General features: G+C 67.3%; 24 protein-coding genes and 1 pseudogene. 16 read left to right on the top strand and 9 right to left on the bottom strand.

The window, feature by feature from the left end; all coding sequences use genetic code 11:
* Positions 1-5 precede the first annotated feature (5 nt).
* Positions 6-1,130 carry an FAD-dependent monooxygenase gene (locus tag RD110_RS21800; protein ID WP_076201958.1) on the bottom strand — a complete coding sequence of 375 codons (1,125 nt, stop codon included), beginning with the start codon at positions 1,128-1,130 and terminating at the stop codon, positions 6-8.
* A 153-nt stretch (positions 1,131-1,283) separates the two neighbouring features.
* Here RD110_RS21800 and RD110_RS21795 point away from each other — a divergent pair, with 153 nt between their 5' ends.
* The 7 genes from RD110_RS21795 to RD110_RS28895 all read left to right on the top strand — a co-directional run bounded on the left by RD110_RS21795 (position 1,284) and on the right by RD110_RS28895 (position 5,534).
* The gene (locus RD110_RS21795) at positions 1,284-2,168 is read left to right on the top strand and encodes an MOSC domain-containing protein (RefSeq protein ID WP_076201957.1); all 885 of its coding nucleotides are present in this window, start codon (positions 1,284-1,286) and stop codon (positions 2,166-2,168) included.
* A 169-nt stretch (positions 2,169-2,337) separates the two neighbouring features.
* Entirely contained in the window at positions 2,338-3,423 is a 1,086-nt protein-coding gene (ychF, locus tag RD110_RS21790; RefSeq protein ID WP_076201955.1) for a redox-regulated ATPase YchF, read from the top strand.
* 362 nt (positions 3,424-3,785) lie between these two features.
* Complete coding sequence (locus RD110_RS21785) at positions 3,786-4,049, top strand: hypothetical protein (protein WP_076201953.1); 264 nt, start codon at positions 3,786-3,788, stop codon at positions 4,047-4,049.
* Positions 4,050-4,107: 58 nt separating this feature from the next.
* The gene (gene infA / locus RD110_RS21780; RefSeq protein WP_076201952.1) at positions 4,108-4,374 is read left to right on the top strand and encodes a translation initiation factor IF-1; all 267 of its coding nucleotides are present in this window, start codon (positions 4,108-4,110) and stop codon (positions 4,372-4,374) included.
* Between the two features lie 111 nt (positions 4,375-4,485).
* A complete protein-coding gene (locus RD110_RS21775; protein WP_076201950.1) occupies positions 4,486-4,704 on the top strand; it encodes a hypothetical protein in 219 nt (72 codons plus the stop codon).
* A gap of 93 nt (positions 4,705-4,797) precedes the next feature.
* Positions 4,798-5,274: a S4 domain-containing protein gene (locus RD110_RS28900; RefSeq protein ID WP_338053060.1), complete on the top strand. Its 477-nt coding sequence runs from the start codon at positions 4,798-4,800 to the stop codon at positions 5,272-5,274.
* Positions 5,187-5,534: a pseudouridine synthase family protein gene (locus RD110_RS28895; RefSeq protein WP_338053059.1), complete on the top strand. Its 348-nt coding sequence runs from the start codon at positions 5,187-5,189 to the stop codon at positions 5,532-5,534. Before RD110_RS28900 ends, RD110_RS28895 begins: the two co-directional genes overlap by 88 nt.
* A 9-nt stretch (positions 5,535-5,543) precedes the next feature.
* Here RD110_RS28895 and RD110_RS21765 read toward each other — a convergent pair whose 3' ends face one another.
* Positions 5,544-6,032, bottom strand: coding sequence for a YqaA family protein (locus tag RD110_RS21765; protein ID WP_076201949.1), 489 nt, complete (start codon positions 6,030-6,032; stop codon positions 5,544-5,546).
* A 148-nt stretch (positions 6,033-6,180) separates the two neighbouring features.
* Between RD110_RS21765 and dusB the strand changes: the two genes are divergently transcribed.
* The 3 genes and pseudogenes from dusB to purH all read left to right on the top strand — a co-directional run bounded on the left by dusB (position 6,181) and on the right by purH (position 9,210).
* Positions 6,181-7,245: a tRNA dihydrouridine synthase DusB gene (gene dusB, locus RD110_RS21760; RefSeq protein WP_076205424.1), complete on the top strand. Its 1,065-nt coding sequence runs from the start codon at positions 6,181-6,183 to the stop codon at positions 7,243-7,245.
* Entirely contained in the window at positions 7,242-7,475 is a 234-nt protein-coding gene (locus RD110_RS21755; protein WP_076201947.1) for a helix-turn-helix domain-containing protein, read from the top strand. Before dusB ends, RD110_RS21755 begins: the two co-directional genes overlap by 4 nt.
* 128 nt (positions 7,476-7,603) lie before the next feature.
* A pseudogene (gene purH, locus RD110_RS21750) lies at positions 7,604-9,210 on the top strand (bifunctional phosphoribosylaminoimidazolecarboxamide formyltransferase/IMP cyclohydrolase).
* A gap of 111 nt (positions 9,211-9,321) precedes the next feature.
* Here the strand turns inward: purH and RD110_RS21745 are convergent.
* Positions 9,322-9,873, bottom strand: coding sequence for a ComEA family DNA-binding protein (locus RD110_RS21745; protein WP_076201945.1), 552 nt, complete (start codon positions 9,871-9,873; stop codon positions 9,322-9,324).
* A gap of 139 nt (positions 9,874-10,012) precedes the next feature.
* On the opposite strand from RD110_RS21745, the gene RD110_RS21740 reads away from it, so the two are divergent.
* The 6 genes from RD110_RS21740 to RD110_RS21715 all read left to right on the top strand — a co-directional run bounded on the left by RD110_RS21740 (position 10,013) and on the right by RD110_RS21715 (position 16,101).
* Entirely contained in the window at positions 10,013-11,365 is a 1,353-nt protein-coding gene (locus RD110_RS21740) for a S1C family serine protease (protein WP_239467091.1), read from the top strand.
* On the top strand, positions 11,362-11,967 hold the full coding sequence (locus RD110_RS21735) for an FHA domain-containing protein (protein WP_076201943.1): 606 nt from the start codon (positions 11,362-11,364) through the stop codon (positions 11,965-11,967). Before RD110_RS21740 ends, RD110_RS21735 begins: the two co-directional genes overlap by 4 nt.
* Positions 11,919-12,440: a hypothetical protein gene (locus RD110_RS21730; RefSeq protein WP_157900278.1), complete on the top strand. Its 522-nt coding sequence runs from the start codon at positions 11,919-11,921 to the stop codon at positions 12,438-12,440. The genes RD110_RS21735 and RD110_RS21730 overlap by 49 nt, the downstream gene beginning before the upstream one ends.
* 17 nt (positions 12,441-12,457) lie before the next feature.
* Positions 12,458-13,003, top strand: a complete 546-nt coding sequence (locus RD110_RS21725; protein ID WP_076201940.1) for a DinB family protein — start codon at positions 12,458-12,460, stop codon at positions 13,001-13,003.
* Positions 13,004-13,214: 211 nt separating this feature from the next.
* Positions 13,215-14,807: a galactarate dehydratase gene (gene garD / locus RD110_RS21720; RefSeq protein WP_076201938.1), complete on the top strand. Its 1,593-nt coding sequence runs from the start codon at positions 13,215-13,217 to the stop codon at positions 14,805-14,807.
* A 61-nt stretch (positions 14,808-14,868) separates the two neighbouring features.
* Positions 14,869-16,101 (top strand): MFS transporter, encoded by a 1,233-nt coding sequence (locus tag RD110_RS21715; protein ID WP_076201937.1) that lies wholly within the window; start codon positions 14,869-14,871, stop codon positions 16,099-16,101.
* Between the two features lie 108 nt (positions 16,102-16,209).
* Here RD110_RS21715 and RD110_RS21710 read toward each other — a convergent pair whose 3' ends face one another.
* Genes RD110_RS21710 through RD110_RS21685 form a run of 6 tightly spaced genes read right to left on the bottom strand, consistent with a single transcriptional unit; the run spans position 16,210 to position 22,303 of the window.
* Positions 16,210-16,557: a Na+/H+ antiporter subunit G gene (locus RD110_RS21710; RefSeq protein WP_076201935.1), complete on the bottom strand. Its 348-nt coding sequence runs from the start codon at positions 16,555-16,557 to the stop codon at positions 16,210-16,212.
* Positions 16,554-16,832, bottom strand: a complete 279-nt coding sequence (locus tag RD110_RS21705; RefSeq protein ID WP_076201933.1) for a K+/H+ antiporter subunit F — start codon at positions 16,830-16,832, stop codon at positions 16,554-16,556. The genes RD110_RS21710 and RD110_RS21705 overlap by 4 nt, the downstream gene beginning before the upstream one ends.
* The gene (locus RD110_RS21700; RefSeq protein ID WP_076205419.1) at positions 16,829-17,317 is read right to left on the bottom strand and encodes a Na+/H+ antiporter subunit E; all 489 of its coding nucleotides are present in this window, start codon (positions 17,315-17,317) and stop codon (positions 16,829-16,831) included. The genes RD110_RS21705 and RD110_RS21700 overlap by 4 nt, the downstream gene beginning before the upstream one ends.
* Positions 17,317-19,038: a monovalent cation/H+ antiporter subunit D gene (locus RD110_RS21695; RefSeq protein ID WP_076201932.1), complete on the bottom strand. Its 1,722-nt coding sequence runs from the start codon at positions 19,036-19,038 to the stop codon at positions 17,317-17,319. Before RD110_RS21695 ends, RD110_RS21700 begins: the two co-directional genes overlap by 1 nt.
* Entirely contained in the window at positions 19,035-19,379 is a 345-nt protein-coding gene (locus RD110_RS21690; protein WP_076201930.1) for a Na+/H+ antiporter subunit C, read from the bottom strand. The genes RD110_RS21695 and RD110_RS21690 overlap by 4 nt, the downstream gene beginning before the upstream one ends.
* Complete coding sequence (locus RD110_RS21685) at positions 19,379-22,303, bottom strand: monovalent cation/H+ antiporter subunit A (protein WP_076201929.1); 2,925 nt, start codon at positions 22,301-22,303, stop codon at positions 19,379-19,381. Before RD110_RS21685 ends, RD110_RS21690 begins: the two co-directional genes overlap by 1 nt.
* Between the last annotated feature and the right edge of the window lie 28 nt (positions 22,304-22,331).

Genomic DNA, 22,331 nt, shown 5'->3' with positions numbered 1-22,331 from the left:
TGTCTTCAACGCCCGGCGCCCATGGCTTGCCGTGCGACCCAGGCCTTGACCCAGCCGCTGTGCTCGAAGCCCTTCATGCCCCAGTTGCGCAGGCCCTGGAGCGCGGGCTCCTGCCGCGCAAACAATTGCTGCAAGCCGTCGGTGGCGCCGCCGACCGCCAGCAGCGCGGCCTTGCGCGCCCGTTCGTAGCGGCGCAGCAGTTTCTCGTCGCCCACGCTGCGCCAGTACTCCCGCGCATGCAGCACCTGCGCCAGCTCGGCCGCGTCCCCCAGGCCCAGATTCAGCCCCTGGCCCGCCAGCGGATGCACGGTGTGCGCCGCGTCACCCGCCAGCGCCCAGCTCATCGGCGTGCGGCCCACCCAGCGCCTGGCCTGGGCGCGCTGCAGCGGCCAAGCCGCGCGTATGCCGGCCAATTTCAAGTCGCCCAGCGCACCGTGGCTTGCGGCCATCAACTGCTGCGCAAAATCTTCATCGGAAAGCGCCAGCAGGTCGGCCGCACGTGTTGCATGGACAGACCAGACCACGGCCACGGAGTTCCCCTCGGCGCCGCCCAGCGGCAAAAAAGCCAGGATTTCGCCGTTCGAAAACCACTGCCGAGCCACCTGGCCGTGCGGCAGGCGGCAGCTGAGCCGCGTGGCGATGGCCTGCTGGGCATAAGGGGTCGCTTCGAAGTCCACGCCGAATTCGGCCCGGGTGGCGCTGGCCCGGCCTTCGCAGACCACGGTGAGCGCAGCCTTCTGCGGCGGCGTGGTCACTTCCTCGATCATCGGCTGGTAGCGCACGGCGTCGCGCAGCCGGGCCTCCAGCGCGGGCACGTCGACGATCCAGGCCAGCGCGTCGGTCTTCTGGGCACGCGCCTGGAAGTTGACCTCGCCGCCGTCGTCGCCGAACACCTGCATCGCCGTCACCGCGGTGGCGTGCGCTGGGTCCGGCCAGCAGCGCAGGGCCTCGAGCAGGCCGCGCGACGCGGCGTTCAGCGCATAGGCACGCACGTCGGCGTGGCCGGCTTCTTCCGCCGGCCCGGCTTGGGCCACCAGGGCCACGCGCAGCCGGTCGCGCGCCAGCAGCAGGGCCAGCGTGCGGCCGACGATGCCGGCGCCGCGAATGCAAATGTCGAAGGATTGGGCCATGTCAGTGGCGCCCGGCCGCCCGAAGGCACTGACGCGCCTCGTCGAGGCGAAGCAATGAGCGTTGGGGTTTCATCCCATGGATTGTAGGAGGGAGGGCACAATCGGCCTCTCGATGAAGGAATCGCCTTGAACACTCCTGCCGCCTTGCCCGAGATGGACGTCTCGGCCCGGATCGCCCGCCTGTTCGTCTACCCCATCAAGTCCTGCGCAGGCGTCGAGGTCGACGCCGTGCTGCTCACCGAGACCGGGCTTGAATTCGACCGCGCCTGGATGGTGGTCGATGCGTCCGGGCGCTTCGTGAGCCAGCGCGAACTGCCGCGCATGGCGCTGATCCGGCCGCAACTGCGCCAGCACGACCTGGTGTTGCGCGCGCCGGGCATGCTGGCGCTGCACCTCGCGCTCGACGCCGTCGAAGGCGCGGTGACGGCAACGGTGTGGGATGACACCGTCAAGGCCTACGACATGGGCGACGTGGCCGCGCAGTGGTTCAGCGATTTCCTCAACACCGACGCGGATGGCCGCCGTGTGGCCGCGCCGCAGAAGCTGCGCCTCGTGCGTTTCGACCCCGAGCACCGGCGCCTGTCCAGTCTGAAATGGACCGGTGGCATCGAGGCGCCGAACCAGTTCAGCGACGGCTTCCCGGTGTTGGTGACGAGTGAGGCCTCGCTCGACGGGCTGAACGAGCGCCTGCGGGAAGCGGGCCATACTGCCGTCGGCGTCGAACGTTTCAGGCCCAACATCGTGCTCGCCGGACTGGACGCACACGACGAAGACCGGCTCGACGAACTGCTGATCGCCACCGCCCAGGGCCATGCCCGACTGAAGATGGTCAAGCCCTGCCCCCGCTGCCCCATCCCCAACATCGACCCCGCCACTGCCATCAGCGGCCCCGCAGTCGGCGACACCCTGCAGGCCTATCGCCAGGTGGCCGTGGTCGGCGGCGCCATCGCCTTCGGCATGAACGCCATCGTGGTCGACGGCGTGGATTTCGAGCTGCGCACCGGGCAGCAAGCCGCCGCCGACTACAGGTTCGACTGACCAGTTTCCACGGAACGGCTGCGCCAGCCGGCGCGGCCCGCGAGGGCGGTCATTACAATGGCGGCCTCGCACCGCCCCGCGTCCGCGCGGCGGTCATGTCTCCCTTTTTTCTCTGCTGCCCGGTGCGCCGACTCGGGCCGAGAAGTGTTTGGCTCCTGAAGGATTCCCCATGAAATGTGGCATTGTGGGCTTGCCCAATGTCGGTAAATCGACCCTGTTCAACGCGTTGACCAAAGCCGGCATCGCGGCGGAAAACTACCCCTTTTGCACCATCGAGCCCAACGTGGGCGTGGTCGAAGTGCCCGATCCGCGGCTGCAGCAACTCTCGGCCATCGTCGAGCCCGAGCGCATCGTGCCGGCCATCGTCGAGTTCGTCGACATCGCGGGGCTGGTTGCGGGCGCCAGCACGGGCGAAGGCCTGGGCAACAAGTTCCTGGCGCACATCCGCGAAACCGACGCCACCATCAACGTGGTGCGCTGCTTCGAAGACGACAACGTGATCCACGTGGCCGGCAAGGTCGACCCGATCGCCGACATCGAGGTCATTCAGACCGAGCTCTGCCTGGCCGATCTGGCCGCCGTCGAGAAGGCGCTGCACCGCGTGACCAAGACCGCGCGTTCGGGCGACAAGGAGTCGATCAAGCTGGTGGCCATCCTCGAGAAATGCCAGGCCGCACTCAACGAGGCCAAGCCGGTGCGTACGCTCGACTTCAGCAAGGAGGAACTGCCGCTGCTCAAGCAGTTCTTCCTGATCACCGCCAAGCCCGCGATGTTCGTGGCCAACGTGTCGGAAGACGGTTTCGAGAACAACCCGCTGCTCGACCGGCTGACGGCCTTCGCCACCGCGCAGAACGCGCCGGTGGTGGCCATTTGCGCCAAGATCGAGGCCGAACTGTCGGAGATGGACGATGCCGACCGCCTCGAATTCCTGCAGGCGCTGGGCCAGGACGAGCCCGGCCTGAACCGGCTGATCCGCGCGGCCTACAAGCTGCTCGGCCTGCAGACCTATTTCACGGCCGGCGTAAAGGAAGTGCGCGCCTGGACGATCCATGTCGGCGACACCGGCCCGCAGGCTGCCGGCGTGATCCACACCGACTTCGAAAAGGGCTACATCCGCGCGCAGACCATCGCCTTCGACGACTTCATCGCGAACAAGGGCGAGCAGGGCGCGAAGGACGCGGGCAAGATGCGCGCCGAAGGCAAGGATTACGTCGTCAAGGACGGCGACGTGATGAACTTTTTGTTCAGCAGCTGACCCTGGCGGCTGGTCGGGAAATCCGACAGGGAAAATCGACCGGCCAGCCGAGGGTGATAGAATCCGTCAATCGCGTTTGCGACTTTCCTGATCTTCACCCTCTCAACGTGAAGTCGGTTCTCGGCAGCAGAACCACTAGTCAAGCCCTGTAATCGCGTGGACCATTTTTTCGCCAGTCGCCCAGTTTTGCTGGGGGCGGGCGCCCAGCGGTCCCGACCTTCCCTCTGTCGCCTCGCCCTGCTGCTGTAGTGCCAGGCGACCGCCGCCCCGGCCTCTGGCCGCGCCGGCAATCTGGGAACCCTGGCATTGGGCATGCCTTGTTTTCTTCCCGAGCCGTGGCAAGTACCGCGGCTGTGCATCCATTGACATCGAACGCTAACAACCATTCCATCGCCATCGGCAAATATCTCGTCTCTCCGTTCTCCAGGCAACTTGCCGACGGCCAATACGCAGCCAGCGTCTCCATCCGCAGCGGACGGGGCAGCGCGTCCACCGACCGCGTCATGCGTTTCAAGGGCAGCTTCTTTTCCGAGAACGCCGCCCACCTGTACGCCCGTGAGCAAGGCCTGGTCTGGGTTTCCGAATCCCGCCAGCCCGCAGCCTCCCGCATGAGCCTGGCCTGTTGAGCCAGCGGCGCGGCGTGTTCCACCTTCCAGCAGACACAACAACTTCAGAAAGAAATTCATGGCCAAAGAAGACCTGATCGAGATGAGCGGCGTGGTCGCCGAAGTGTTGCCCGACGCGCGTTTTCGCGTGACGCTGGACAACGGCCATTCCCTGGTCGCCTATACCGCCGGGCGCATGCGCAAGCACAGGATCCGCATCCTGGCCGGCGACAAGGTGTCGCTCGAACTCTCCCCATACGACCTGAGCAAGGGCCGCATCAAGTTCCGCCATATCGAGAACCGCGGTGCACCACCGCCGTCGCAGCCGGCGTACCGGCCACGCTGAGTTTGCATGCGTTCGGCACCGTGGCATCGGCGTGCCGGGCGCCGGCGGTTCGGATCTGTCCGACCCTCCCCCGAATGACGCATACTCCTGCTTTCGGGGCGAGAAGGCAGCATGGACACCAGAACTTTCCAACATCAAGATTACGAACTGCTCTGCAGCGCCAAGGCGCTGAAGGACGGCGGGTTTACCCCGACGCTGGTCATCGTCAAACAGGTCTGGCCTACCCGGGCGCGTGAGATCGCCGTCGAACGCGGCACCTTCGCCACCGTGGAGGACGCTATCGGCGCGGCCCACGCGCAGGGGCTCGAATGGGTGTCCCATTACGGCTAGGGCCGGAGCAACCTGGGCCTTTGGCCATCGCACGAAACAATGGGCAGGGCGGCCGGTGACGGTTGCCCCCAGCTCCTTTTGCTTTTCCCCAACATGACAGAACCGGTCCGACTCGCCAAACGCCTGGCCCAGCAGCTCAACTGTTCGCGCCGCGAGGCCGAGCAATACATCGAAGGTGGCTGGGTGTCGGTCGATGGCCAGGTGGTCGAGGAACCCATGGCGCGGGTCACCGAAGCCCAGCGCATCGACGTCGATGCCGAGGCCAGCCTGCTGGCGTTGAACCCGGTCACGCTGCTTTTGCACAAGCCGGTCGGCATCAGCCTGGGCACGCCGCAGGCGCAGGCCTTGCTTATGGCCGCCAACCGGTCGCCGGCCGACCGCTCGGACATCCGGTGCCTGAAGAAGCATTTCACCCAGCTCACGCTGTGCACCCCATCGATCCCCGCGCCAGCGGCCTCGTGGTGTGGACGCAGGACTGGCGCGTGGCGCGAAAGCTCAAGGAAGACGCGGCCGTCATCGAGCACGAACTCATGGTCGAGGTCGAGGGCGAGGTCACGCCGCAGGTGCTGAACAAGCTCGGCCGGCCTGTGTCCGAGCGTGGGCAGTTGCTGCCGGCGGCCAAGGTCAGCGTCGGCAGCCAGGCCGAGGACGGCGTGCGCACATCGCTGCGGTTCGCGCTAAAGGGGGAGCGGCCGGGCCAGGTCGACCACCTCTGCGAGACCGCGGGGCTGGTGATCAAGGCCGTGAAGCGCATCCGCATCGGCCGGGTGCCGATGCAGCAACTCGCCCCCGGCCAGTGGCGCTACCTGGCCGAACACGAGCGTTTCTGAACGGCGGGTTCACCCGCCCAGGTGAACGAGCCCCGGGAACGCCCAGGCCAGTGAGCCGGTCAGCAGGAAATAACGCAGGAACTTGCCGATCGCCATGTAGGCGAGACAGGGCCAGAACGGCAGCTTGAGCCAGCCGGCCACGGCGCACAGCGGGTCGCCCACCAGCGGCATCCAGGCCAGCAGGCAGGCCTTGGGGCCGAGCCTTTCCAGCCAGGCCAGCACCCGGGTGTGGTGCGAGGAATGCTTGTATTTGTCGGCCACCTTGTGGGCGCCGTAGCCCATCCACCAATCGAGCGCGCCGCCGAGCGTGTTGCCGGCCGTGGCCACCAGGATGGCGGGCCAGAACATGTCCGGGTTGAGCTTGACCAGACCGAACACCGCAGGCTCCGAGCCGAGCGGCAGCAGCGTGGCCGAGATGAAGGAAATGATGAAGACGGTGCTCAGGCCGAACTTCGGCAGCGCCAGCAGGGGGAGTAGTTGATCGATCCAGGCTTCCATGGGTGACCCAGTATAGACAGCAGGCTCATTTCCCCGTTTTGCCGCCTGGTCCCGCAGATTTCAATTGCTGAAATTTTGGGCAGCTAGAATGCCGTCCTTCCCCCCGTTTCCTTTGTTCGGTTCCACCGTTCTCCCCAACCCGCTGCCCATGTCCACCGGCCCAGTCATCGGCCCTCATGCCCTGCCGAACCGCCTGTTCGTCGCCCCCATGGCGGGTGTGACCGACCGGCCGTTCCGTCGCCTGTGCAAGGCGCTGGGCGCCGGTTATGCGGTGAGCGAGATGGTGACCTCGCGGCGCGACCTGTGGAACACGCTCAAGACCTCCCGCCGCGCCAACCACGACGGCGAAGTGGCGCCCATCGCCGTTCAGATCGCTGGCACCGAGCCGCAGATGATGGCCGAGGCCGCGCGCTACAACATCGAACGCGGCGCGCAGATCATCGACATCAACATGGGTTGCCCGGCCAAGAAGGTGTGCAACAAATGGGCCGGCTCCGCGCTGATGCAGGACGAGCCGCTGGCGCTGTCCATCGTCGAAGCCGTGGTGGCCGCCGCCTTGCCGCACGGCGTGCCCGTGACGCTCAAGATGCGCACCGGCTGGTGCCAGGCCCGAAAGAATGCGGTGGCGCTGGCGCGCCTGTTCGAGCAGGCCGGCGTACAGATGCTGACCGTGCATGGCCGCACCCGCGAGCAGGGCTACAAGGGCCAGGCCGAATACGACACCATCGCTGCCGTGAAGGCCGCGGTGCGGGTGCCGGTGGTGGCCAATGGCGACCTGACGACGCCAGAGAAGGTGCGCGACGTGCTGGCCTACACCGGCGCCGATGCCGTGATGATCGGCCGCGCCGCCCAGGGGCGGCCGTGGATCTTCCGCGAAGTGGCGCATTTCCTGGCCACCGGCACCCACCTCGCGCCGCCCCTGGTGGCCGAGGTGCAGCGGCTGCTGCTCGACCACCTGGATGATCACTACAGCCTGTACGGCGACTTCACCGGTGTGCGCAGCGCACGCAAGCACATCGGCTGGTACGTGAAGACCTTGCCCGGCGGCGAGGACTTCCGTGCGCGCATGAACCTGCTGGAGACCCCGGCCGAGCAGCTCGCCGCCGTGGGCGAATTTTTTGAGATGCTGGCCGGCCGCATGGACCGCATGCCCGCGCCGCTGGACGGACCTTTCGCCACCAGCGATGAAGAACCCGTGGAGACCGCTCTGTGAGCAAAAAACACATCGAAGAATGCATCCGTGAAAATCTCGAGGAATATTTCAAGGACCTGCATGGCACCGAGCCGCATGGCATGTACGACATGATGACCCGGGTGATGGAGCGGCCATTGCTCGAGGTGGTGATGCGCCATGCCGACGGCAACCAGTCGCGCGCGGCCGAATGGCTGGGCATGAACCGCAATACGCTGCGAAAAAAACTGCTCGAAAACCGGCTTCTTTGAACACCCCCAGGTTGCGCACTTCGTGTCGCACCCACCCCCTTGCAGGGGCGACACCGGCGGCCTGGCGGAGCCAGTTCCACGGTGTCCCTGGAAGGAATACCGCCCCTTAACTTTTATAACGATCCACCATGGCACTGACTGCACTGATCTCCGTCTCCGATAAAACCGGTATTCTTGAATTCGCGCAGTCGCTGCATGGCCGGGGCGTCAAGCTGCTGTCGACGGGGGGGACGGCGAAGCTGCTCGCGGATGCGGGACTGCCGGTGACCGAGGTGGCCGACCACACCGGCTTTCCCGAGATGCTCGACGGCCGCGTGAAGACCCTGCATCCCAAGATCCACGGCGGGCTGCTCGCGCGGCGCGACTTGCCGGCGCACATGGCGGCGATCGCCGAACACGGCATCGACACCATCGACTTGCTGATCGTCAACCTCTATCCGTTCGAAGCCACCGTGGCCAAGGCCGGCTGCACGCTGGAGGACGCGATCGAGAACATCGACATCGGCGGGCCGGCCATGGTGCGCAGCGCGGCCAAGAACTGGAAGGATGTCGGTGTGTTGACCGACGCTTCGCAATACCCCATCGCGCTGGCCGAACTGCGCGACGGCGGCAAGCTCAGCGACAAGACCAAGTTCGCGTTTTCGGTGGCCGCATTCAACCGCATCAGCCAGTACGACGGTGCGATCAGCGACTACCTGTCGGCCATCGACTTCGACGCCAGCATCGGCCAGGCCGCACCGAAGCGTGCGCTGTTCCCGGCGCAGAGCAACGGCCGCTTCGTGAAGATCCAGGACCTGCGCTACGGCGAGAACCCGCACCAGCAGGCCGCGTTCTACCGCGACCTGTATCCGGCACCGGGCTCGCTGGTCTCGGCCAAGCAGTTGCAGGGCAAGGAACTCAGCTACAACAACATCGCCGACGCCGACGCCGCCTGGGAATGCGTGAAGAGCTTCGACGTGCCGGCCTGTGTGATCGTGAAACACGCCAATCCGTGTGGCGTGGCCATCGGCAAGGACGCGGCCGAGGCTTATGCCAAGGCGTTCAAGACCGACCCGACCTCGGCCTTCGGCGGCATCATCGCCTTCAACCGCCCGGTCGATGCCGACACCGCGCAAGCCATCGCCAAGCAGTTCGTCGAAGTGCTGATGGCGCCGGGCTATACGCCCGAGGCGCTGGAGGTGTTCCAGGCCACCAAGGCCAAGCTCAACGTGCGGGTGCTGGAAATCGCCTTGCCGAAGGGGGGACGACCGACTGGGACAACGGCCGCAACGCCATGGACGTGAAACGCATCGGTTCCGGCCTGTTGATCCAGACCGCCGACAACCACGAACTGGCGCTCGGTGATCTGAAGGTCGTCAGCAAGAAGCAGCCGACGCCCGAGCAGTTGCAGGACCTGCTGTTCGCCTGGAAGGTCGCCAAGTACGTGAAGAGCAACGCCATCGTGTTCTGCGCCGGTGGCATGACCATGGGGGTGGGCGCGGGCCAGATGAGCCGGCTCGACTCGGCCCGCATTGCCAGCATCAAGGCCGAACACGCCGGCCTGTCGCTCAAGGGCACGGCCGTGGCGAGCGACGCCTTCTTCCCCTTCCGAGACGGCCTGGATGTGGTGGTGGACGCGGGCGCGAGTTGTGTGATCCAGCCCGGCGGCTCGATGCGCGACCAGGAGGTGATCGACGCGGCCGACGAGCGCGGTGTGGTGATGGTGCTGTCGGGCGTGCGCCACTTCCGCCATTGAGACGTGCTTGGCCGGCGGTCCCTCAAGCCATGAGCGCCGCGCCGCCCGGGCCGACAGGGAAAAACGACAAAGCCCGCCGAAGCGGGCTTTGTTGCGCTGGGGCCGGGCGAACTACTTCGCGGCGCTGGCGGCAGCCACCGGCTTCGCCGCAGCGGCTTCTTTCTTTGCCTTGGCCTCTTCGGCCTTGGCTTTCTTGGCATCGGCCTTGGCCTGCTTTTCCGCAGCCTTCTTGGCCTTGGCTTCGTCGGCCGTCGGCTTGGCATCGGCCTTGGCCACGGGGGCCGGGGCTGCTGCGGCGGCCGGAGCCGCGGTGGTCGTCACGGCCGCTGGCTTGGCATCCGCTTTCGCCGCCTTGGCTTCTTTCTTGGTTTCGGCCTTGGCGGGCAATGCGTTGGCGCCCTTGTAGGCTTCGCCGTTCACCGTCATGCCTTCGGCGGAGAACTTCGCCGCATTGCCTTCACCCACGCCCTTGATGCGCTCGATGAAATCGGTCCAGTCCTTGAAGTTGCCCTTCTTGCGTTCGTCGAGGATGCGCGTGGAAATCGATGGGCCGATGCCCTTGAGCCCGTCCAGGTCGGCGGCCGTGGCCTTGTTCACGTCCACGGCGGCGAAGGTGGCGGCCGCATACAGCATGGCCGCGATGGCCAGGATCTTCTTCAACATGGGAACTCCTTGGGGCTTTGAAATCCGGCCTGACGAGATGTCGGCCGGTACAGCTTTAACGGGGTGCAGGTTGCGCCGGTTGACGGTGTTTGTCGATCCCCCCATCCGGGCGGTGCAGGCCGGCTCCTAGAATCGAAACATGATGCGTTCGAACATGAGATGGTGGTGGCTGGTGCTGTGTCTGGCCGCGCTGGCGCCGTTGTCGGCCGTGGCGCAAGCATCTGCAGCCGCACCTGCACAGGTCGGGGTGGAGCCCGTGTCGCGCGACGCACAGCGTGCCTATGCGAGCGCGCGCGAGAAGCTGGTGCAGATTCGCACGCTGGTGCGCAATACCGATGCCCAATCCAGCGTGGGCTCGGGGTTCTTCGTTTCATCGGATGGACTGATCCTCACCAACTTCCATGTGGCGAGCCAGCTCGCGCTCGAGCCCGAGCGCTACCGCGGCGTGTACGTGCCGGTGGACGGCAAGCAGGCCGAGCTCGAACTGCTGGCCTTCGACGTGTTGCACGACCTGGCCGTGCTGCGGGTGAAGCGCGCCGAGCCGTCGCCGCACGCGGCGCCCTGGCCGGCCCTGGTGTTCCGCAGCCCCGCGCGTGCGCTCGCGCGCGGCGAGCGCCTCTACTCGCTGGGCAATCCGCTGGACATCGGCTTCGCCGTGACCGAAGGCACCTACAACGGGCTGGTGCAGCGCAGCTTCTATCCGCGCATCTTCTTCGGCGGGGCGATCAACCCCGGCATGAGCGGCGGCCCGGTGCTCGACGACAACGGCGAGGTGATCGGCGTCAACGTGTCGAAGCGGCTCGACGGGGAGTTGCTGAGTTTCCTGGTGCCGGCCGAATTCGCCCAGGCGCTGCTGGCGCAGGCGAAGGGGCAGGCCCAACCCATCACCACCGGTGCCCAGGCCGAGGTCACGCGCCAGTTGCTGGCGCACCAGGAGGCCCTGACCCGGCGCTTCACGTCCACGCCTTTCAAGGTGCAGCGCTACCACGGCTACAGCCTGCCCGTGCCCGACGACGCCATGGCGCGCTGCTGGGGCCGTTCGCGTGATGCCGACCTCAAGTCGTATGAGATGGACAGCACCAATTGCCAGCTCGATGCACAGCTTTTCGCCGGGGAGCTCACCACCGGCTTCATCCGGTTGCGGCACACGGCCTACGACGCGCCGCGCCTGGGCGCCATGCGTTTCGCCAAGCTATACAGCCAGCATTTCCGCAGTGAACGCGTCAACGCGCGCGGCAATGCGCAGGGCACGGCGTCCGAATGCACCGAGCGCTACGTCGAGACCGGCGGCGTGCCGATGCGCGCCGTGGTCTGCCTGCTGGCCTACCGCAAGCTGCGCGGCCTGTACGACATGTCGGTGGTGGTGACCTCGCTGAACCGGCCCACGCAGGGCGTGCGCGGCCGGCTGGATGCCTACGGCGTCGGCTTCGACAACGGGCTGAAACTCGCGGCCTATTACGTCGATGCGTTCAAGTGGGACGGCGCGCAATGAACGCCCCGCACGACATGAACGGCGAGCAAGCCGCCGACGGCGCTGCAGCCGACCCGGCCACGCCCGCGGGTCCGGGCATGCTCGCCCTCATCGAGGTGCTGGACCGCAGCGGCGCCATCGTGCAGCAACTGCCGGTGTGGCGCTGGCCGGTCACCGTGGGCCGCGCGCTCACCAACGACCTGGTGCTGGCCGACCCGCATGTGGCGGCCGAGCATCTGCGCGTTGAAGCAACGTCCTCGCCCGCCGGTGCCAGACTGGCCGTCGAGGTGCTCGACACCGTCAACGGCGTACGCCATGGCCATCGGCGGCAGGCGCGTGGCAGCCGTTTCGACTGGACCGACGGCGACGACATCTCGCTGGGCCGGCTGCGGCTGCGTGTGCGGCTGGCCAGCGCCGCACTCGCGCCCGAACAGGTGCTGACGCGCTTGCGCTGGCGGCCGGTCGCGGCCACGCTGGGCCTGGTGCTGGCCTTCGCGGCGCTGACCACGTGGCAGTCCTGGCTGGGCCAGACGGAGCCCAACCAGTTCGCCGCGGGGCTGCGCGTGCGCTCGGCGTGTTGTTCGGGGCCGCGCTGCTGTGGACCGGGCTGGCCGCCTTGCTGACCAAGCTGTTCACCACGCATGCGCAGTTCTGGCGGCACCTGCGCATCGTGCTGGCCGTGGGTGTGGTCTCGGTGATGCTGGAGGGCCTGGTTTCGGCGACGGCGTTCGCCTTCGGCTGGGTGCCGCTGGCGCGTTTCGGTGCGCAGCTCGATTGGTGGGCCCTGGCAGCCGGTTTGCTGCTGCAGTGGTGGGTGATCGCCCCGCCACGGCGCATGCGACTGCAGGCGACGGTGGTTGGCGCCCTGGCGCTGCTGGCCCTGGGTGCGATGGCCTGGACCGCAAGCCGCGACAACCAGGCCGGCCCGCGACTGGCCAACCTGTATCCGCCGGGCTGGCGGCTCGCCGCGCCGGTGCCCGTGTCGCAGTGGATGCAGGAATCACAGGGCTTGCGCGAGCGGCTGGACAAACGCCTGCAGCAGGACGACGCGGACCAGGCGACCGATGCCGGCGATGACGACAGCGACGGCGATTGAATTCACCAGGAACCGACATGCACAGCCCCTTCACCGACAACTACCGCCTGCTGGCCCGCTACAACCAGTGGTTCAACACCCGGCTTTTCGACGCGTGCGAGACCCTCGACGAGGCCGCGCGCCAGCAGGACCGCGGCGCCTTCTTCGGCTCCATCCACCACACGCTGAACCACCTGGTGGTGGCCGACCAGATCTGGCTGCGGCGGCTGCGCCAATGCGCCGCCGAGCACGGCCAGGACGTCTCGATGCTGGGTGACGACGTGCTCGACCTGCCGGCCGGCGCCGTCCTGTCCACGGTGCTGTTCGACGACTGGGGCGCCCTGCGCGCCAAGCGCACGCAGCTCGATGCGGCCATCGTCGCCTGGCTCGCGCAGTTGCCCGAAGCCTTCGCGCACCAGACCATGCGCTACGCGAACAGCAAGGGCGTGCAGCGCGAGCACCCGGCCTGGCAGGCGTTGACGCACTTCTTCAACCACCAGACCCACCACCGCGGCCAGGTGACGGCATTGATGATGCAGGCTGGCGTGGATGTCGGCGTGACCGATATGGTGGCCTTGCTGTAGATTGCTACTCTTTGTGTAGCGTACTGCGCAGTATCCGTGGGCGCAGGGCCCTTTTTTCTTTCATAGGAGCGCTGTCTTGACGAGAGAGGACGTTTGAGGCATCATCCCTGGCTAGTCATCGGACAACTGATGACCAAGAGGCGGAGACACAGGATGGCTGCTTGAGCTCGCCGAATCATAAAAAATACCCACGGGTCAAAGGATCGCCACCATGTCCGCCGCAGCAATCGCCAGAACACCCCTGCACATCCGCATGCATCCCGACGACAACGTCGCCATCGTCGCCAACGATGGCGGCCTGCCCGCGGGCACGGTGTTTCCCTCCGGTTTGACTCTGCGCGACCATGTGCCGCAAGGGCACAAGGTGGCGCTGGTGGACCTGCCCGCCGACGGCGCCGTGCGTCGCTACAACGTGCCGATCGGCTACGCCATGAAAGACATCCCGGCCGGCAGCTGGGTGCACGAGCGCCTGCTGAAGATGCCCGATGCGCGCGAACTCGACAACCTGCCGATCGCCACCGTCCGGCCCGAGCCGCAGCCCGCGCTCGAGGGCTACACGTTCGAAGGTTTCCGCAACCCGGACGGCTCGGTCGGCACGCGCAACATCCTGGCGATCACCCAGACCGTGCAGTGCGTGGCCGGCGTGACCGACTTCGCCGTGCAGCGCATCAAGTCCGAGCTGCTGCCCCGGTTCCCCAACGTGGACGATGTGGTGGCGCTGGAGCACACCTACGGCTGCGGCGTGGCCATCGACGCGCCCGACGCCATCATCCCGATCCGCACGCTGCGCAACATCAGCCTGAACCCGAATTTCGGCGGCGAGGTGATGGTGGTCAGCCTGGGCTGCGAGAAGCTGCAGCCCGAGCGGCTGTTGCCGCCGGGCAGCATCCCGCTGATCGACGAACGCAACGTGGCGGACGTGGGCACGTCGGAAGAAGCCAAGCTCGACGTGGTCTGCCTGCAGGACGACGGCCATGTGGGTTTCATGTCCATGGTCGACTCCATCATGCGCCAGGCCGAGGAACACCTGGAGCGCCTGAACGCACGCACCCGCGAAACCGTGCCGGCCAGCGAACTGGTGGTGGGCGTGCAGTGCGGCGGCAGCGACGCGTTCAGCGGCGTCACCGCCAACCCAGCGGTGGGTTTCTGCACCGACCTGCTGGTGCGCGCCGGCGCCAGCGTGATGTTTTCCGAGACCACCGAGGTGCGCGACGGCATCGACCAGCTCACCTCGCGCGCCAGCACGCCGGAGGTGGCGGCGGCGATGATCAAGGAGATGGCCTGGTACGACGCGTACCTCAAGCGCGGCGCGGTGGACCGCAGCGCCAACACCACGCCGGGCAACAAGAAGGGCGGCCTGTCGAACATCGTCGAGAAGGCGATGGGCTCGATCGTCAAGTCGGGCTCCTCGCCGATCACGGGCGTGCTGTCGCCCGGCGAGAAGCTCAAGCAGAAAGGCCTGACCTATGCCGCCACGCCGGCCAGCGATTTCATCTGCGGCACGCTGCAGCTGGCCGCAGGCATGAACCTGCACGTGTTCACCACCGGCCGCGGCACGCCTTACGGCCTGGCCCAGGTGCCGGTGATCAAGGTGGCCACGCGCAGCGACCTCGCGCGCCGCTGGCACGACCTGATGGACGTCAACGCCGGCACCATCGCCACGGGCGAGAAAACCATCGAAGAGGTGGGCTGGGAACTCTTTCAACTGATGCTCGACGTGGCCAGCGGCCGCAAGAAGACCTGGGCCGAGCAGTGGAAGCTGCACAACGCATTGGTGCTGTTCAACCCGGCGCCGGTGACCTGAAGACGTGCCGATGATTGTCCGGCCCGGCGCAATGTGATCAGGCAGCACCGACAATCGGCCCATGACTTCACCTGACGAATCCGCGGCGCACGAAACGCCGCTGTTGCGCACAGCCGTGCTGGCCCTGTCCCTCGCGGCCTTTTTCAGTGCGATTTCGCTGCGCATCACCGACGCACTGCTGCCGAGCTTCTCGCAGCAGTTCGGCATCACGCTGGGGCATGCGGCCAGTGTGATCACGGTGTTCTCGGTGGCCTACGGGCTGTCGCAACTGCTGTTCGGGCCGCTCGGCGACCGGTTCGGCAAATACTACGTCGTGGCCTGGGCCTGCGTGGCCTGTGCGATCACCGCGGCCCTGTGCGGCCTGGCGCCCGACTTCCCGCTGCTGATCGTTGCGCGCCTGCTGGCCGGTGCCACGGCGGCGGCGGTGATCCCGCTCTCCATGGCCTTCATCGGCGATGTGGTGCCGTACGAAGGCCGCCAGCCCATCCTCGCGCGTTTCCTGATCGGGCAGATCCTGGGGCTTTCCACCGGCGTCTGGCTGGGCGGCTTCGCGGCCGACCATCTGAGCTGGCGTGTGCCCTTCCTGCTGATCGGCGGCGGCTTCGCGTTGATCAGCATGGCGCTGTTCACCCTGAACCGGCGGCTGCCGGCCATGGCCCGCGTGACGCGCAGGGCCGAGGGCAATGCCGCCGCGCGCATGGTTCAGGAGTTCGGCCAGGTGCTCGCCAAGCCCTGGGCGCGCGTGGTGCTGGCCACCGTGTTCCTGGAGGGCGCGTTCCTCTACGGCGTGTTCGCCTTCATCGCCACCCATCTGCATGCGGTGTTCGGCGTGTCGCTGTCCACGGCGGGCTCGATGGTCATGCTGTACGGTTTTGGCGGCCTGTTGTTCGCCATCTTTTCGGCCACGCTGGTGCGCCGGCTCGGCGAGGTCGGTCTTACCGGGGTCGGCGGCATCCTGATCGCGGGCTCGCTGCTGACCATCGGCATGGCGCCGGTGTGGTGGTGGGCGATGCCGGCCTGTTTCGTCGCCGGCCTGGGTTTCTACATGCTGCACAACACCTTGCAGATCAATGCCACGCAGATGGCGCCCGAGCGCCGGGGTGCGGCGGTGTCGGCTTTTGCCTCGTGTTTCTTCCTCGGCCAGGCCACGGGTGTGGGCGTCGCTGGCATGCTCGTCGGTTATTGGGGAACCAGCCCGGTGATCGCACTCGGCGCCTGCGGCGTGCTGCTGGTGGCGCTGAACTTCAGCCGACTGCGGCTGCGTTCACTCGCGCCGGTCGCCGCCGTCACCTGACCATCGAGAGCCCGTTCGCGCTGGGCTTGTCGAAGAGGCCGGTCGACATGCTCAGGACGTTCGAATGTGCTTCGACAGGCTCAGCACGAACGGATCTGGGCCCGAGATTCACGACCGCGTGATGTTCGGCGGCACGTCCGGGTTGCCGGCGCGCCGCTGGCGGAACAGGGCCGCGCGCAGCAGGAACACCGTGGTCACCGGCGCGGTGAGGGCGATGAAGATGCCGATGAGCACGGCGTGCACCGAGAGGCTGCCGTCCTTCACGGAGAAGTAGACGATGGTGGCCAGCACCAGGCACCAGCAGCCCAGCGTGGAGCCCAGCGTGGGGGCGTGCACACGCTGGAAGAAGGTCGGCAGGCGCAGTAGCCCGACCGCACCGATCAGCGCGAGCAGGCTGCCCGCAAGCACCAGCACGGAGGTCGCGATCTCGGCCCAGAGCGGGATGTCCGTCGTCATTCGATCACCTCGCCGCGCAGCAGGAACTTGGCCATCGCGGTCGAGCCGACGAAGCCGAACAGCGCGATCAGCAGCGCGGCCTCGAAGTACATGCTGCTGCCGTAGGTCAGCGCCAGCACCAGCATGGCCATCATGCCGCTCACGTAGATGCAGTCCAGGGCCAGCACGCGGTCCTGTGCGGAGGGGCCCTTGAGCAGGCGCACCAGTGCGACGGCGATGGCCAGCACCAGCAGGAACAGCGCGGCCTTCAGCGACCAGGCGAGGAACAGGCTCATTCGAAAATCTCCATCAGGGGCCGTTCGTAACGTTGCTTGAATTCGGTGATGAGCGCGGCTTCGTCATCGACCTGGAGCACGTGCAGCAGCAGCACCTTCCGATCGAGCGACAGTTCGGCCCAGGCCGTGCCCGAGGTCAGGCAGGTGATCACGGCCAGCACGGCCAGGCCGTTCGGGTCACTGAGTTCGAGCGGTACCCGCACGAAGGCCGAAGGCAGGCTGCGCGCGCGGCGCGTGAGCAGCGCCCAGCCGGTGGACAGGCCGGCCCGCAACACGTCGGCCGCCACGGTGGCGACCAGCCGCAGCACCACGGCCGGCCGCCGGATGCGTACCGGCGTCGGCCGCAGGCTGGCGGTAAGGGACGGAATGACCACGGCCAGGATAGCCCCAAGCAGCAGCGTGCCGGGGCTGGCCGACTGGTTGAGCAGCAGCCACAACAGGAACAGCGCGGCGGACAGGACCGGGGACGGCAGCAGGCGCTTGATCATGGCGTGGCTTTCGGGGCCGCCGCGGCGGCCGGTGATAGGCGGGGCTGCGCGCCCATCACGGCCTCGATGTAGCTCGCGGGCGTGTGCAGCGAGTCGGCGGTGGCCTGCACGTAGCGCATCACGCTGCCCGCCTGCACGGTGAGCAGCATGCAGGCCAAGAGCAGGCCGGCCACGGGCAGGCCTTCGGCCAGGCGCAACTGCGGCACGCCCCGGTCGTGCGCCGCCCAGAAATGGCGGATGCCGGCGCGGCTCATGGCGATCAGGCCGAGCAGCCCCGAGGTGATGAGCATGACCAGCAGCGTCCAGCCGGCGAGGCCTGGGGCGCTGCCGCCCGCCACGCCCAGGCCGAGCGGGTTCAGCAGCGCACTGAGGATGGCGAACTTGCCGACGAAGCCCGACAGCGGCGGCAGCCCCGTCAGCAGCAGCGTGCAGCACATGAAGCCCAGGCCGAGGAAAGCGGTGGCCGCGGGGATGGCCTTGCCGATCAGGATTTCCTCCTCGTCGTCCAGGTTCATGCCGGCCTCGTATTCGAGGGTGGCGCTGAGGAACGGGGCGTCGTCCGAGAGCTCGTGTGGCGCGATGCTGGCGCCGGCGTTGCGCCAGCGCTCCACCAGGTCGACCAGCATGAACAGCGCACTGGCGGCCAATGTCGAACTCAGCAGGTAGTACAGCGCGCCGGCGGTCAGGCCCGTCTGGCCGAAGCCGATGGCCGCCAGCAGCGTGCCGGATGACACGATCACCGCGAAGCCGGCCAGGTTGCCCAGCTTCTGCGAGCCGAGCATGCCGATCGCGCCGAAGGCCAGCGTCGCCAGGCCGCCGGCCACGAGCCAGTGGCCGCCGAAGGCCGCGGAGGCACCGGCTTCGGCCGAGAACAGCAGCGTCCACAGGCGCAGAATGGTGTAGATGCCGACCTTGCTCATGATGGCGAACAAGGCTCCCACGGGCGCCGTGGCTGTGCTGTAGGCGGGCACCAGCCAGAAGTTCAGCGGCCAGATGGCGGCCTTGGCGAGGAAGGCCACAGCGAGGATGGCGGCCGAGGCGTGCAGCAGGCCGCGGTCGGCATCGGCCACCAGCGGGATCTTCTGGGCCAGGTCCGCCATGTTGAGCGTGCCGGTCACGCCGTACAGCATCGACACGCCGATCAGGAACAGCGAGGACGCGCCGAGGTTGATGGCGATGTAGTGCAGCCCGGCCTTCACGCGCAGCCGGCCCGAGCCATGCAGCAGCAGGCCGTAGGAGGCGGCCAGCAGGATCTCGAAGAACACGAAGAGGTTGAACAGGTCGGCCGTGAGGAAGGCGCCGCACAGGCCCATGAGCTGGAACTGGAACAGCGGGTGGTAATGCACCCCGGCGCGGTGCCACCGCGCCGCCGCGAACACCACCGAGCCGAGCGCCACGGTGGAGGCCAGCACCAGCATCATGGCCGACAACCGGTCCACGGCCAGCACGATGCCGTAGGGGGCTTGCCAGTTGCCGGGCAGGTAGATGCCGATCGAGCCGACCGTGCCCTGGTCGTCGACCCACAGCAGCAATGCGACGGACAACAGCAGGCCCAGGAAGGTGGAGCCGATGTTGATGGCGGCCTTGATCCGGCGGCGCTCCTCGCGCATCAGCAGCATCATGGCGCCGGTGAACAGCGGCAGCAGGATCGGTGCGACGACCCAATGCGCGGACAGCGGGTGCAGCGGCCGCGAAAGCATGGACAGGAAATCGCTCATTCGCCGGACTCCGCGCCGTCGACATGGTCGGTGCCCGAGAGGCCGCGCGAGGCCATCATCACCACCAGGAACAGCGCCGTCATGGCGAAGCCGATGACGATGGCGGTGAGCACCAATGCCTGCGGGATCGGGTCGTCGTAATGCAGCAGGTTGAGCGGCACGCCGGCGACCAGCACCGGTTCGCGGTCGATGGACAGCCGGCCCATGCTGAACATGAACAGGTTCACCGCGTACGACAGCAGCGACAAACCCATGATGACCTGGAAGGTGCGCGGGCGCAGCAGCAGCCAGATGCCCGAGCCGGTGAGCACGCCGATGGCCAGCGATAACATCAATTCCATCAGCGGGCTCCTTCCGGGGCGGCGGTGTTCTGGGCTTCGGCCTCGGCCTTGCCGGGCAGGCGGTGGCTGCGTACGGACTGGTGGGCCAGCGCGGTGAGGATCAGGATGGTGGCGCCGACCACCAGGGTGAACACGCCGATGTCGAAGAACAGCGCGCTGGCGATGTGGATGTCGCCGAGCACCGGCAGGTGCAGGTGCGCCGTGTGCGTGGTCATGAAAGGGTAGCCCAGCAACAGCGAGCCGAGGCCGGTGGCCAGCGCGCACAGCATGCCCACCGCGATCCAGTAACGCGGCCGCAGGTAGAGATGGGCTTCCACCCATTGCGTACCCGAGACGATGTACTGCAACAACAGCGCCACCGACATCACCAGCCCGGCGACGAAGCCGCCGCCCGGCTCGTTGTGGCCGCGCATGAACAGGTAGACCGACACCATGGCCGCCAGCGGCAGCAACAGCCGCACCAGCACGGCGGGAACCATCAAGTAGCCCACGGCGGTGTCGCGCGCGTGGCGCGGGTTGAGCAGGTCGGAAGGGCGCTCGGGCGGCAGCGAACGCTGCTGCAGCGGGATCTGCATGGTTTCGGCCGCCGGGCGGAAGCGGCGCAGCAGCGCGTACACCGACAGGGCGACGATGCCGAGCACGACGATTTCACCGAAGGTGTCGAAGCCGCGGAAGTCGACCAGCATGACGTTGACCACGTTGGCGCCGCCGCCTTCCGGCAGCGCGCGCTCCAGGAAGAAAGTGGAAATGCCCTCGGGGAAGGGGCGGCTCATCATGGCGTAGGCCAGCACTGCCATGCTGCCGCCGGCCAGCACGGCCACGGTCATGTCGCGGGTGCGGCGCGCGGCGGTGCTGGACGAGGGCTTGGTGGCGCCCGCCGAGATCATGCGCATCGGCAGCCAGCGCAGGCCGAGCAGGATCAGCACCGTGGTCACCACTTCCACCGTGAGCTGCGTCAACGCCAGGTCGGGGGCCGAAAACCAGACGAAGGTGATGCAGGTGGCCAGGCCGGCCGTGCCCATCAGCGTGAGCGCGGCCAGGCGGTGGTACTTGGCTTGCCAGGCGGCGGTGACGGCGCAGGCCATGCCCACGGTCCACAGCAGCGCGAAGGCCGGCGACAGCGGCAGCAGCACCCGCGTGCCCGCCTGCAGCCCGCTGCCCCACAGCGCGGCCAGGCCGGCGACCAACGCGGCGCCCACCAGGCACATCAGCTGGTTCTGCAGCCGCTGCGTGCCGAAGAAGCGTCGGCCGCGCCGGCCCAGGCGGCTGAGCAGGGCCAGGGTCTGCTCGAAGATGCTCTTGCCGCTGATGGCGCGCATCAGCGGCGGGTGTTCGAATGCGTCCTGGACCGGCCGCAGCAGGAAGTACAGCAACGTGCCGCCGGCCATCGCCACCAGGCTCATGATGAACGGCAGGTTGAAGCCATGCCAGACGTGCAGGCTGAATGCGGGCAGTTCCCCGCCGACGACGGGCAGTGCCGCGGCGTCGAGGAAACGGCCGACGGACAGGTTCGGTGCCACGCCCACGACCAGGCAGGCCAGCACCAGCAACTCGACCGGCACGCGCATCCAGTGCGGCGGCTCGTGCGGCTGGTGTGGCAGGTCGGTTGCGGCCGGGCCGAAGAACACGTCGCAGGTGAAGCGCAGCGAATAGGCCACGCTGAAGATGCCGGCGAGCGTGGCGGCGATCGGCAGGCCCCATTCCACGACCGGCGTGGCGCTGATGTAGACGGTCTCGGCGAAGAACATCTCCTTCGACAGGAAGCCGTTGAGCAGCGGCACGCCGGCCATGGCCGCGCTGGCGATGATGGCCAGCAGGCCGGTGATCGGCATGAGCCGCATCAGGCCGCTCAGGCGGCGGATGTCGCGCGTGCCGCTTTCGTGGTCGATGATGCCGGCGGCCATGAACAGCGAGGCCTTGAAAGTCGCATGGTTCATGATGTGGAAGACGGCGGCCACGGCCGCCAGCGGGCTGTTCAGGCCGAGCAGCAGCGTGATCAGCCCCAGGTGCGAAATCGTGGAATAGGCGAGCAGGCCCTTCAGGTCGTTCTGGAACATCGCCGCGTAGGCGCCGATCAGCAGGGTGCAAACGCCAGCGCCGCCGACGATCCAAAACCATTCCTGGGTGCCCGACAGCACGGGCCAGAAGCGCGCCAGCAGGAACACCCCGGCCTTCACCATCGTGGCCGAATGCAGGTAGGCTGAAACGGGTGTGGGTGCGGCCATGGCGTGCGGCAGCCAGAAGTGGAAAGGGAATTGCGCGCTTTTCGTGAGTGCGCCGAGCAGCACCAGCACCAGCACGGTGAGGTACAGCGGGTGTGCGCGTACCTGATCGCCCGCTGCCAGCACCGTGGCGAGGTCATAGCTGCCGACGATGTGGCCGAGCACCAGCACACCTGCCAGCAGGCACAGGCCCCCGGTGCCGGTCACCGTCAATGCCATGCGGGCGCCGCGGCGCGCGTCCTTGCGGTGGTGCCAGTAGCCGATCAGCAGGAACGAGAACAGGCTGGTCAGTTCCCAGAAGAGCGCGAGCTGGATCAGGTTGCCCGACAGGACCACACCCGTCATCGCGCCCATGAAGGCCAGGAAGAACGAGAAAAAGCGCGGAACGGGGTCGGAGGCCGACATGTAGTACCGCGCATACAACACCACCAGGGTGCCGATGCCCAGCACCAGCATGCAGAACATCCAGGCGAAGCCGTCCATGCGGACCACAAGATTGAGGCCTAGTGACGGAATCCACGCCAATTCTTGCTGGACCACGCCGCCGTTGGCGATGTCGGGAAAATACAATGCAGCCTGGACCGCACAGAAAAGGCCGATGACACCGGCCAATGCGGATTCGCTGGTGCGAGCATTGGCCGGCAGCCAGGCGGCGATGAGGCTGCCGGCGAAGGGGAGAAGGATGAGGGTGAACAAGGGCATGCGCGGTTCATTCTATCGATCGGGCCTG

The sequence above is a fragment of the Rhodoferax koreense genome, from assembly GCF_001955695.1.
Lineage (GTDB): Bacteria > Pseudomonadota > Gammaproteobacteria > Burkholderiales > Burkholderiaceae_C > Rhodoferax_B > Rhodoferax_B koreensis.
This window is presented reverse-complemented; position numbering and strand designations above follow the sequence as displayed.